This is a genomic window from Arthrobacter sp. GMC3 (genome assembly GCF_002929305.1).
GTDB lineage: Bacteria > Actinomycetota > Actinomycetes > Actinomycetales > Micrococcaceae > Specibacter.
On record NZ_PJIO01000015.1, the window covers coordinates 46,065 to 58,661 of the forward strand.

5 protein-coding genes are annotated in these 12,597 nt (G+C 63.4%); all 5 read right to left on the bottom strand.

Features of this window, described 5'->3' with window-relative positions:
- Window positions 1-11: 11 nt before the first annotated feature.
- The 5 genes from CXQ94_RS18485 to CXQ94_RS18505 all read right to left on the bottom strand — a co-directional run bounded on the left by CXQ94_RS18485 (window position 12) and on the right by CXQ94_RS18505 (window position 12,445).
- A complete protein-coding gene (locus CXQ94_RS18485; RefSeq protein ID WP_104092064.1) occupies window positions 12-1,394 on the bottom strand; it encodes an RDD family protein in 1,383 nt (460 codons plus the stop codon).
- The gene (locus CXQ94_RS18490) at window positions 1,395-3,881 is read right to left on the bottom strand and encodes a transglutaminase domain-containing protein (RefSeq protein WP_258067222.1); all 2,487 of its coding nucleotides are present in this window, start codon (window positions 3,879-3,881) and stop codon (window positions 1,395-1,397) included.
- Window positions 3,878-5,209: a DUF58 domain-containing protein gene (locus CXQ94_RS18495; RefSeq protein WP_104092065.1), complete on the bottom strand. Its 1,332-nt coding sequence runs from the start codon at window positions 5,207-5,209 to the stop codon at window positions 3,878-3,880. Before CXQ94_RS18495 ends, CXQ94_RS18490 begins: the two co-directional genes overlap by 4 nt.
- Before the next feature lie 52 nt (window positions 5,210-5,261).
- The gene (locus CXQ94_RS18500) at window positions 5,262-6,233 is read right to left on the bottom strand and encodes a MoxR family ATPase (protein WP_104092066.1); all 972 of its coding nucleotides are present in this window, start codon (window positions 6,231-6,233) and stop codon (window positions 5,262-5,264) included.
- Between the two features lie 116 nt (window positions 6,234-6,349).
- Entirely contained in the window at window positions 6,350-12,445 is a 6,096-nt protein-coding gene (locus CXQ94_RS18505) for an Ig-like domain-containing protein (protein ID WP_104092067.1), read from the bottom strand.
- Window positions 12,446-12,597: the final 152 nt, after the last annotated feature.

A 12,597-nucleotide genomic window follows, 5' to 3' on the forward strand; every position in this document is an offset into this window, starting at 1 on the left:
TGCTCCAAGACTCACGCGCGACCCACCAAAAAGGACCTGTCACCAAAGTGCACCGTGGCACCAATTTCGGCCAGCTGCGGCACCCCGCCAGGCAGCGGCGATTTATGGCCCGCCGCGCTAGTAATGGCACTGCCGTTGGTGGAATTGCGGTCCGTCACCCAAAGTCCCTCGGGAGCCACCTGCAAGCGCAGATGGGTTTTGGAAACGGAGCGGCTGGAATCCTGGACGGATACAAGGCGTTCAATCATCTCCCCATCGTATCCGGCGGGATTGCGACCCACGAGCGCCACCGTCGCCAGGGTTTCGGTGCGCCCGTCGTCGAAGGTCAAACGCAGCCCCGGTCCGGCGATCTCCGAACGCGCCCGGGTCTGGCCGGGATCATCCTGCGGTGTGGACAGCGGGATGGTGGTGATGGGGTCCACCGTGGAGGTTTGTTGCAGGGGTGGGGCAAAGCGATTTGCCGGTGGGGCGAACGACTGCACCGGCTGAACGGACTGGACCGGCTGGACGGGCTGGACGGGCGGCGCGAACTGTTGCGGTGGTGCGGGCGGCCCATCGTAGGGCGCACTCACAGGTGCGGCTCCTGGCAGGGGTGAGTTGACCTGGGAGATGGCGGGCATGGGCGCAGGTGCAAAGGATTCGCGGCCGGCAATGCCGCCGGTCTCCAGTGGGTTCCGGCCTGCATTGACGTTGAAGACCAGGGTATTAGCCACCTTGTCGTGCCAACCCTGCCTTTTTCCGTTGGCGTCCCAAGCGTTGGAGATGATGATCAGAAGGGTGCCCAAATAAGGGACGATGGAGCCCAGGCCAATGATCAGCGTGCGCAGGAAGATGGCCAACAGCCCGGCTGGCCCGCCCTCCATGTTGGTAGTGCGCAGTCCCAGCATGAGGTTGCCAGGGGTCTTCCCTGCCCGGGCCTCCCAGATCCACAGCCATACCCGGTAGCCAAGTGAGAGCAGCACGGCGATGCCCGTGAGTATCAGGAGCCAGCTGAAATCGGGGGTCGAGTTGCCGCCACCGGTCGTCCCGCTCATGACGATCAGGCCCACGATAACTGCCACACCAATGAGGATGGAGGGCAACACATTGTCAATGAGCCAGGCCACCAGACGCCTGCCGGCACCGCCTTGGACCAGTGCGGTCCCGGCGAGCAGTCGTGGATCGGTGCCCACAAATTGTGGTTGCACCAGGGGCGCCGGCGCTGTGATGCCAACCTCAATGATGCCGGGCAGGCTGGCCTGCGGAGGGGTTCCGGGCGCGCCCAACGGCACGGTACCGGGGGCCGGCGCGGCCGACCGGTTGGGCACAGCGGCCCCGCACAGCGTGCAAAACGCCGAGCCGGGAGCCAGTACGGCCCCACAATTACGGCAGGGATCCTCCACGTTTCGCGCCATTTACTCTTTACCCCTTTGGAACTTCTTGATGATCTGGACCAACCGTGAGGCGTCAGCAGTGCCACCCTGGCCGTTTGTGGGCTCGGCGGCGCCGCGGGATCGGGCAAGCGCTGCGCGCTGCGCCCGTGCCTTGGCATCGACAAGCAGCGACCGCGGCGAGAACTTTGCCCGCTGCCGCTTCCAGAATCCTACAGACCCGCTCATGTCCGCGAGCGAATGATCCACTTGTTGCCAGTACGTGGCGACGTCTTCTTCACTTGGCTGGCCCGGCCCAAAGATGGCGGCGTCGGCCCGTTCGGCAAGTACCGCCGTCGTCCCCTGGCTTGCAGGGAACGCCTCAAAGAGTGCGGAGGCGGTTTCCCGACGTGTGCCGTTGCGCTCCAGCCCGGCACCCATGTCGGTGGCCAGGCTCATCACCTCCGACCAGCCGCCGCTGACACGATCCGTGGGCAGGCCCTGGGTAAACCGGCCTTTGCGCCGCCTGGATTTGAGCAGCACAATCAGCAGCAGAGGCCCGGCGATGAGGACTATCGGGATCGCTGCGACACCCAGAATCATCAAGATGGCGCCGAAGATGCCGGCCTGATTGTTCTTTTTCCCGTCGGTGTCCAGGGCGTCGGGGGCGCTGTCCGGGGGAAGGTCCGCGGCTTCCTGCGGCGGGGGCGGCGGCTGCAAAACCTGCGGCTTGGGCTTGGAAGCGTTTTGGGGCTCCGGCGGGTTGGGGATGTGGTCCTTGTCCGGAGTCGGGTTGAACGGCACCCAGCCTTGTCCGGCAAAGTTCACCTCCACCCAGGCGTGGACGTCGCTGCCCTTGAACTTCACCGTTTCCGCGCCATTGCCCGGATCCTTTTCATCAAGGTAGAAACCCATCACGACGCGTGCCGGGATTCCCAGCTGGCGGGCCATCAGGACCATGGCCGTGGCGTACTGTTCGTCGTCGCCCACCATTTCCTTACCGGAGAGCAACTTGGTGATGCGGGCGGCGCTGTGACCGGAATTGCTGGGTGTCTGCCCTTCCAGACCGTTACTGAATTTGCCTTCGCGCTGCAGAGCGCCTTCCAGTGCCTGCACCTTCTTCAGCGGGGTGTCGGCCTCGCCCACAATGTCGTTGGCCTTGGTGGCCACAACGGCCGGTACGTTTTCCAGCTTGGGCAGGCGCACGGAACCAAAGTCGGAGCCAGCCAGCTTGTTCGGGTCAACTGTGGGAAGCTGCACGTCCATGGTGTACGAATCATTCTTGAGCACACCGGAGAGGTTCAGTGCGCTGCCCGAATCCTTATTCAGATACAGCGTGGGCGTGGGGCCGCTGGCGCTTTGGTAGCCAAGGCTTTGCGCCACCGCCATGGTGGGAATCCATACGCCCGTATAGCCGTCAATGACCACGCCGACGTCGGTTCCCTTGCTTCCGCCGGACTGGTTCAGTGTCTTGGGGTCGCCGATGGGGGCAAAGGATGCCGAGCTATTGGGGTCAACGTTGAAGACGACGCCGTCGTAGTTATCCAGGGCCGCAATGCGGACGCGGCCGTTCTTGGGCAGCCCTTTGACGTCGAAGAGGACCGTGTCTTTTTGGTTTTTGACGTAGTCACGGAACTTGGTCAGCGGAGACGGCAGATCGTGCAGGTCAGGCGGTGGGATGACGGTGTCACGCAGAACTTCACGGCTGGAACTGGTGGTCAACGCCGGGGCGGCGACCGCTGTCACGGCCCCAGCCACCAGAAGCACGCCGGCCGCCATGCCGATCCTGCGCAGGGTCGCTGCCCTGGCACCGGCGGCGTCCTGCACCGGCCGGTTTGCGGAGATGGCGCCTGCGGATTCGCGGCGCTGCATTTCATGCCGGTACGCCAACCATGCGATGGCGCCCACCGCCAGCAGGGAGCCGCGCAGCACGGGCAGGAACACTTCGGCGGTGCCGAAGAGGATTCCGGTGATGAACAGGGCGAACACCGGGAGCATGGTCCAGTAGGCGCGGCGCAGGCGCCAGACCAGGGTGCCGGCAACCACGGCGGCCACAAAGGCCGACAGATAGGGCACCACCATGACTTCAACACCCGTGCCCACAGGCGGGGCCAGGGTCAGCAGTTGCTTCCAGGAGAGCATGATGCCCAGCAACAGCCCGCGCAGCGAGTCAAGAGTGGGGATGAAGCCCGCTATCGCTTCCCCGGAGGCGGCAAGTGCGCTGCCAAAGAGCATGTACACGGCGAAGGCATGGCCCACCATGGTGACCAGGCCAAGGCGCCAGTGCGCTCCTGCCGCGGCGACACCCAGGCCGATGACGATGGCGCCGAACCCGGCTACCAGGTAGCGGTAGTCGTGCCCAAAGGTGGGGCCGAACCCCAGGACACCGATGCCCAAAAGAACGGCCAGGACGCCGGCATCCACGGCGAAGTGCCACGGCTTGCGGCCACCGGCAAACGCCGAGGGCTTGCGTGTTTCCAGGGTGCGTTGCTGTTTAGCTTGCGGCGTGGCCGCGTCTCTGCGGGCGCTCACGCGACAGCCTTTCTCAGTACTGCTGCCAGATCTCCCAGATCACCCAGGGTGAGCACGGTCAGATCGGCAATATTGGCCCGGGCTGACTGCGCGCCGGAAAAGCAACGGATGGCAAAGGAACGCACGCCCGGGGGAACAGAAGCTGCAGCGCTGCGCAACTGCGACGGGGTCACTTTGGAGCCCACCACAAAGAACACCACGGAGGCATTCGGCACCACATCGGAGAGCGTGCGGGCCAGATCCACGGCGTTTCCGCGGCGGGTGTTACCGGCAAGCCGGGTCATGTCATCGAGCATGTTCTTGCCGGTTTCGCAGCGGATGGGTCCACGCTGGGTGACCACACTAAGTTCACGGGCTTCCTTGATGGCCTGCCGGCCCAGCGATGCTGCCGCGGAGATGGCCAGCTCGAAGTCGTCCTCGCGCTCATACTCATCGGTGTTGATCGAAAGAGCCACGGCCATGTGCGCCCGGCGGGTTTCCTCAAACTGGCGCACCATCAGCTTGCCCGTGCGGGCGGTGGTCTTCCAGTGGATGTGGCGGCGATCATCGCCAGGCACGTAGTCGCGCAAGGCATGAAAGGAAACGTCAGCGCTGGAGAGTTCGGTGGTGGGCAGTCCCTCCAGGTCCTTCAGGAATCCAGCAGCCGGGCCATCCAGTCCGGTGGTGCGCGGGTGAACGTACAGGTCGGTGGGATCGGTCCACAGCACCTGGCGGCGCAGCAGATTCAGTGGATCGGCACGTACTGAACGCACCGGCCCCACCGTGATCACGGCGCGGCGGGTGGTGGGGATGGTGAAAAGGTCCTCATGAACTTCGCCCGGTTTCATCCGCGGCAGGTGGAAGAGCGCCGTGGCGGCCCCCACCGGTAGTTCCAGCGCCGACGGCAGCACAGCCCGGGGTGCGGTGTTGGTGACGGCAATACTGCCCACCGCGTTATCGCCCACGGCCACACGGGTGCGGGCCAGATCCAGTGTGACGGCGTACATCGACTTGCCCACAACAAAGGCGACGGCCATCAGTAAGAGCAAGGTGCCAAGCAATGCGGCAACCTTTGCTTCCTGCCAGCCGAAAGCGGCACCCACAATCCACAGAACCACGACGGCGCCCATCACCACTGCACCCAGCGCACCGACAGTGGCCAGAACGGGGCGAACGAAGCGGGACAGCCAGGCTGCGACCTTCTCCCACACGGGAGCCACATAGAGCTCCACCACTTTGGCCGCCTCTGCCCACAATGAGGTGGGGTGCAGGCGCGTGGGGGCACCGTCACGGTGGAAAGGCCTGGCCAGGAGGGCCATGACCTTTCCTGCGCTGGGTTTGTTGCTCATGTATTCCTTTGGGCGGTGCGTGAAAAAGTGTGCTTTTGGGGGCTGCTCGGCATTAAGCGGTGGCGCGCTGCTGAGGCGCGGCAACCTCGGCCAGGACGCGCCCGAGGACAACCTCGGGGGTGGCTCCGGCAAATTCGGCCTCCGGGTCCATGACGAAGCGGTGCGTCCACACGTAGGGTGCCAGTTCCTTGATGTCATCCGGCAGTACATAGTTGCGGCCCTTGGCTGCTGCCCAAACCTTGGCGAGCCGGACCATGGCGATGGCGCCACGGACGGAGACACCCAGGCGGGTTTCCGGCGCATTGCGGGTCTCTTCACACAGGCGGGAAACATATTCCAGGACTGCCGCATCGGTGTGGGTCGTGGCGGCAAGGTCGGCCATTTCCGCCACTGCCGCCGGGGTGATGATGGCCTGCAGGGTGGAGGTGCGGTCGCGCTGGCTGGATCCGGAGAGCAACTGCACGGTGGAGGCGTGGTCGGGGTAGCCAATGGAGGTCTTGATGAGGAAGCGGTCAAGCTGGGCCTCGGGCAGACGGTAGGTGCCTGCCTGCTCGATCGGGTTCTGGGTGGCCAGCACCATAAACGGGCGGCCCGTCTCATACGTGGTGCCATCCACCGTCACCCGGGACTCTTCCATAACCTCCAGAAGTGCCGACTGTGTTTTCGGGGAGGCGCGGTTGATTTCATCGGCCAACACGATGGTGGCAAAGATGGGTCCCTTATGGAATTCAAAGACCTGTGTCTTTTGATCGTAAATGGTGACACCTGTGACATCCGAGGGCAGCAGATCCGGTGTGAATTGGATGCGCGAATGCGAACCCTTCACCGTGGCCGAGAGCGCCCTGGCCAGCATGGTCTTGCCAGTGCCCGGGGCGTCCTCAAACAGGACGTGTCCCTCAGCCAGCATGGAGGCCAGCGTCAGGCTCACCACATGCGACTTGCCCAAGACTGCCTGCCCAACATTGGCCACCAGCTTTTCAAATGTTCCTGCAAACCATGTGGCCTGTTCGGGTGTCATGGACATAGTGCTTCCTCTTTCATTCGTCATACATTTTTCAAGCACGCTCGAAACCTGAAATAGTTTATCCAGTAATTGGCGTTAATGGTTATTAAGGGCATCCGGGTAGGCCCGGGCAAGTGTTAGCACTGCGGTATGCCACTTGTACTCGGCCTGTTGGTGCTGGCCACTTGGATGTGGTTCCACTGCTCATACCCCGGGGTGATGATGTGGTACCAGGGTTGGCCTCCCCAATTCCTATAGCAGTTCACTTGGACAGGAACGTTTGTGTTCAGCCATTGGGAGGTGCACGTGGCTGGATTGCCGGGGAAGAAGTGATTGCCGTTACCAGTAGCAATATCCAGGCAACTTTGAACCGGCGATGCCTGAACAGTCCAGGAAGTGGGCTTCGGTGGCGTTTGAGCCCCGCTCTTTTGTGTCACCGTCCGCACAGGCCCGAAAGTACCCACTGAGTTGACAGTCCGGGCATTGATGGTGACAGTCCTGTTGAATGCCCCGGTGTTGTAGCTGGCACTGCCATTGCTGGCCTTGGCGGACCATGCGCCACCGTCGACCTGCACCTGGACACTGACGGTATCCGTTGCCCCGCCAGGGTAACTCCAGGAGTAGGAAACCACTTGGCTGTCCTGCGCACCGTCGCCCCCACTGAGGCCTGCCGTCCCCGGTGCACCGAAGGGCGTAGCGGACCCCGAGGTAACCTTGCCGCTCTTCTCGCCAGTGGCGCTGGAGGACACCTCGATGGTGACGGTGGTGCCAGCGCCGTTCGGAGCTGCCAGCGCCATGCCGGGCGTGATAGCCGTAGTCGATCCGTTGCTGGAAACAGTGGCCGTGTACTTCAGCTCACCGGCCGTCGAACCGCCCATCGCGGCTCCACTGGGAGGGTTGAAGTTCACGATAACCTGTCCCCCGGCTGCCCCCGTATTGGTGGGTGCGATACTCAGTCCTGTGACAGGCCCGGGCGCACTGACGGAGCGGCGGGCGTTAGATTTCGGGCTGAGGTCCGAAATGTTCACTTCTGTGGACACTGCCACGGCAAAGGTGTAGTTGCCCGTGCCGTTAGGCAGCGACATCACTGCAGTGGGTTGGGTGGTGGTGGTGACTCCCTGGCTGACCCCATCCAGGTACTTGGTCACCGTGTAGTTTTTCAGGATGCCGCCGTTGAGATCCGGTTGCACCCAATCGAGCTGTACCTGGTTGGCCGAGCCCAAGGTGTTCAGGACTTTCAGGACAGGGGCCGCCGGGGTGAAGGGCTTGCCTGCTGGTTTGCCGGCCAACGAGTAAGTGCTCCACGCCGAGGGATCCGGGGCACTGTTGACGGCCTGGACCCGGAATTTGTAGTCGGTGCCGTTGGTGAGACCCTTCCAGGTCATCGAGTTTCCACTCACGCCGGTCTTTTGCGGGTTTTGACCAGCCGGGGCCGGAGAGATCTCCACGTTGTACGTTTTCACGGCAGAGTATTCACCCACGGGTGTTACCCAGCTGATGTCCAGGGTCAAGTCGCCGCGCTTCACCACGGGGGCTGCGGGAGTGTCTGGCGAGGCGTCGGGGGTTGCCGGCGCCGACGCCTTGGAGTATTCGGAACTTCCCACGGCATTGGTGGCCTTGACCGTGAAGGTGTACGGCTTTGCGTTACTCAGCCCGGTGATCAAGCACGTGTTGGTGGCGCATTCCTGGGTGCCGCCGTCGCTCTTCATGACGGTGTATCCGGTCAAGGGAGAACCGTTGTCCACGGGGGTGGTCCACTGCAGCATGACCTGCTTGCTTTTGACCTCCTGCACGCGTGGCGCCGCAGGGATTGCCGGCTTGCCCTTGACGTTCAGGGTGATCTTGCCGTCAACCCAACGATTCTTGTCCCCGGTCTTGTCCTCGATGGTGTAGCCCACCACCACGTTGCCGGTGAAATTCTCCGGTGCGGTGACATTGACCTTGTTGGAGGTTTTCTCCACTACCGTGCCGCTGGCACCGGTAATCAGCTTCACGTCCACCAGTTTCAGGGGCGTGTCGGGGAACGGGTTGGTGTCGTTGGCCAGAACATCCACGCTTTCCTGCCGGCCCGCGTGGGCGTCGGGAACCGCGTCCTCATTGGCAACCGCCAGGGGCTTGGTGGAGGACATGACGCGCAGGGTCACAGTGGCCTTGACGGGATCACTCTTGCCGTCGGTGACCTCAAAGTCCAGGTTGCCGGTGGAGCCCAACTTGGCATCCTTGGCGGCTTCCACCTTCAACGCGGACCCGTTCAGGGTCGCCGTGATGTTCGCCGGCTTGTCCCCAGTCAGCTTGAAGGAGAGTTTGTCGTTCTCGGGGTCGCTTGCCAGCTTGGACAGATCCAGGCTGGCCGACTCCAGCTGGGCCACCTCAAGCTGGGTACCTGTGACCACCGGCGGCAGGTTCTTGGCTGGCGACGGTGTCACCTCGGTCATGACCGTGAGGGTGGATTTCAGACCGTCGGGATCGTCAGGCCCGGTGCCGTCGGTTACCTCAAAGGTGATGGAACCTGGGCCGTAAAAATCGGGCTTGGCGGCGTAGACGATGCCGTCACCATTGGCTGTCACCGAATTTTCCGACGCCGCACCAATCAGCTTGATCTTGTCAGCCTGCGTCAGGCGCGGGGTGCGACCGTCACGGACCTTGACATAGTCCTTCAGATCCAGAGTGGCCGAACTGCCTGCCTGGAGCTTGATGGTGTCAGTTTTTTTCAGCACCGGGTACTGCGACCCTGTGCCGGGCAGCCAGATGATGGCGGTGGCCGTGAGCTTGTCCTGATCCGTCACTGTGTAGGGGATCATTTGCGGTTCGGGGAGCAGATTGACGCGCACGGTGCCGTCCGCTCCAACACTGGCCGTCTCCGTGGGACGGGTCAAGGTGACCTTCAGGTTTTCTGCCACACCGTCGGGATCCTCGTCGTTCTTGAGCACGGGAACGTCAACGGTGTTCTTTCCCAGGGCTTCTTGAACCGAGACGGAGTCATCGCGGGCGATCGGCGCACGCAAGGGGGCGTCTGGGGTGACAGTCATGCGAATGTTGGCCTTGGCGGTTGCGCCGGACGGGTCGGCCACCGTGTAGCTCATGGTCACAACTCCGATCGCTGCCGGTGACGTCACCAGGACGCGGCCCTGCTCGGTGACGGAGGGCTTCATCTCCTCTGGCCCGTCGAAGCCGTCCTTGCGCACGGCCAGGATGTCGCCGTCGGGGTCTGCGTCGTTGAGCAGAACGTCCAGGGCAACCTGACGCCCGGGCCTGATGGTGATGTAGTCGTCCTGCGCCTTGGGCGGGTGGTTGTTATCTTCCGTGGGCGCGATGCCCACCTGGACCTGCCCCACGCCCTCGGCGCCCAGGCGGTCTTTCACCTTGTAGGTAAAGGAGTCGGTGCCTGCCGAATTTCCGGCGGCCGTGTAGTTGATGAAACCATTGCCCACGATTGCGGTGCCCAGGGTGGGGGCGGTGTCGATCCCCACCAACTGGACGGAGTCTCCGTCGGGGTCGATCCCGTCCAAGGGGATCTGGATGCGTGTGGCGGAGCCGGCAATGACGCGGCCCTCCACGTTCAGGGGTGCCGGTGGCAGGTTCCGTTCGGGGTCTTGCGCCACCACATTGATGGTCACGGAGGCGGAGTCGGACTGGCCGGAGGTGTTGGTGATCTTGTAAATGGCCGAATAGCTGCCGGGGGTGTCTCCCGCCAGGAACCGCAACGAGTTTTGGTCCACCCACAGTTTGCCGCTCTGCGCATCGGGGGCCTGGGTGATTTCGGGGTCCTTGAGGACGTCGCCGTTGGGATCGGAATCGTTCGCCAGCACGGGGATGCGCACCACATCGCCCACGCGCACGGTGGCGGTGTCTTCCTTGGCGACGGGCGGCTGGAGTGTGGACGGTGCCGGGATCTGCACCACGGCAATGGTGCCCACCGCGGTGGCACGGCCGTTGGAGATGGTGTATTTCACCGTTGCGGGCCGGCCGGTACTGCGCACATCGGTGATCTTGACAACCTTATGGTCAAGGACTGTCACGGAGATGCCAGAGTCGTCGGGGACCTCCACCGACCGGACCACCAGAATGCCGCCGGCGGGGTCGGTGTCGTTGCCCAAAACATCCACCAAGGTGGTGCCGCCGGTGGGCAGCATGGCGGTGTCCTTTACGGCAATGGGTGCCAGGGAATCGTCGGGGGCCACCACGTCAATGCGGATCAGTCCGGTGGAGCTCTGCGGCCCGTTGGTCACCTGGTAGTTCAGGTACACGGCCCCGGGGGTGGCGGAGGTGAACGTGAAGGTGCCGTTGTCGGCAATCGGTGAACTGGTACCCGTGGTGGGCTTGTCCACACTGGCCAGGCGCAGTTCGCCACCGCCGGGGTCCTGGTCATTCTTTAGGGGTGCCACCACGGCGGTGCGGCCGGCCACCACGCGCACGTAGTCGGCGTTGGCCACCGGTGGGACGGCGCCGGAGGGCTTAACCGTGACCGAAATCTGCTTTTCCGTGATGGCGCGCGTGTCCGAGACCGAGATGGTGACGGTTTTGGGGCCGGCGCTCTGGCCGTTATCCACGTAGCTCAGCTCGCCGTCCGGGGTGAACTTCACCTCGGCGGTGTCATCCCCCGCCTTGGCGCCGACCAGGAAGATGTTGTCGCCGTCGGGGTCGATCATGTCCGCGAGCACGTTTTGGCTGATCGTCTGGCCTTGTACCACCACCATGGAGGTGGGGCGCATGGAGATCGGTCCGGTGTTTTCACTCTCGGGGACCACCCGGATCGAGACGGCGGCCGGGGCGGTGCCGCCGCGGCCGTCGTCGGCGGTGTAACTGAAGCTCTCACTGCCCGGCGCAGCGCCGGCAGGGACCGCCAGTTGCAGGCCGGTGCCACCGTAGATGGTTTGCAGCTCCCCCGATTGCAGTTTGTCGCCGACGTCACGGACGGTCAGGACATCTCCGTCAGGGTCGGAGTCGTTGTACAGCACGGGCAGGATGGTGGTGGCGCCGGCACGAACGCCAAAGGAGTCGGGGGCAGGTTCCGGCGGCCGGTTCGGCTTGCTCCGGTCCGGCAGCGTGTTCACCACGTTGGGGTCCGCGGAGTCCTTCTCGGCATTGTCCGCTTTTTGCTGATCGGTGGTCAGGTCATCCCAGTTGTTGACGAGCATGAGGTTGTTGTTGACCAGCCACACGTCCCCACCGGCCATGTCGTTGAGGACCACAACGTCCCGGTTCTGCCTAAAGACCAGGGCTGAGCTGGCCCCGGCCTTCGGGATGGCACGCGGCTCGTTTTTTTGGCCAGCACAGTAGAACAGGTATTCATTCACTCCCTGCCACGCCGCATGTACGCAGCCGCTTTGCTGCACGGGGGCAATGGGCTGGCCGGCCACTTTCAAGGCGGTGGTCACACCCTGCCCGCCATTGAGCGGCTGCACCAGCAGACCCTTGGTGGTTTCCACCGCTACCGAGTCGCCGGAGGCACTGGCGTGCTGTACGCGAGCGCCCTTCCCGTCGGCTACCTGGACCTTCTTGTTGCCGGGCAGGTACAGGGTGCCGGCGTCGGGGTCCAACACCACGGCCTTATCTCCCACGGCGGTCAGTTCCAGCTTGGCAGAATCCGGCAGCCCATCAATTTTCGCCACCGAGGATTCCAGCGTTTTGCCTTCAGAGTCCACGGTGAGTGTGGTCAGTTCGCCGGCCTTGGGATTGAGTGCAAAAACTGTACTGGCACCGGCGTCGCCGTCTTTGAGTACCACGACGGCCTTGGCGTTGGGCATGTCGGTGAGGGTTGGTTTGGTGGTCTTGTCCCCAAATGAATTCAGGCTCTTGTTGGAGGCCACCCACAATTTCCCGGAGGCCGGGTCAGCCAGGGACGCCACGAGGGTGCCGAGGGAGATTTGCTTGGAGCCGCCCAGGACCGTGTCCTGGCTCAGCGACATGGCGGGGACGTCCACCTGATTCAGGAGGGTGCCGCCGTCGTTGTCCATGAAAACGTTGCCAGTATTTTGCAGGACGTTGAAATTATCTGTGGTTGCGGCGAATCCGCCGTCCAGGACCTTGGATTCGGCGTTGAGGTGGGCCACCATGTGCATGCTGCGGTTGGTGACCCAGACGCTGCCGTCGTTGAGGTCGACGTCGGCTGTGGCGAACCCTGGGTAGATCACGGCACCGGCCACCACGGTCGCAACGGCCACCAGCATGCCACTGGCGCCAAGGACTTTTTTGTTGCGGAAAGTCTTGGCGGACAACGACTGAAACGACATGAACTACCCTTACTCGACACTGCAGATCTGCCATACGGCGAATCTGTTCCAGGTCCCCCAACCCCGAGTTAGTTTATCCACTAATTGGCGTTACTCCCTAGTTAGGGGCAACTGGGCTCGGATATTTCGGCGGTCAGCCGCCGGTGAGTGCG

Coding starts and splice junctions, on each gene's coding strand:
- CXQ94_RS18485 (WP_104092064.1), bottom strand. CDS start 1,394: ATGGCGCGAAACGTGGAGGATCCCTGCCGTAATTGTGGGGCCGTACTG.
- CXQ94_RS18495 (WP_104092065.1), bottom strand. CDS start 5,209: ATGAGCAACAAACCCAGCGCAGGAAAGGTCATGGCCCTCCTGGCCAGG.
- CXQ94_RS18500 (WP_104092066.1), bottom strand. CDS start 6,233: ATGTCCATGACACCCGAACAGGCCACATGGTTTGCAGGAACATTTGAA.
- CXQ94_RS18505 (WP_104092067.1), bottom strand. CDS start 12,445: ATGTCGTTTCAGTCGTTGTCCGCCAAGACTTTCCGCAACAAAAAAGTC.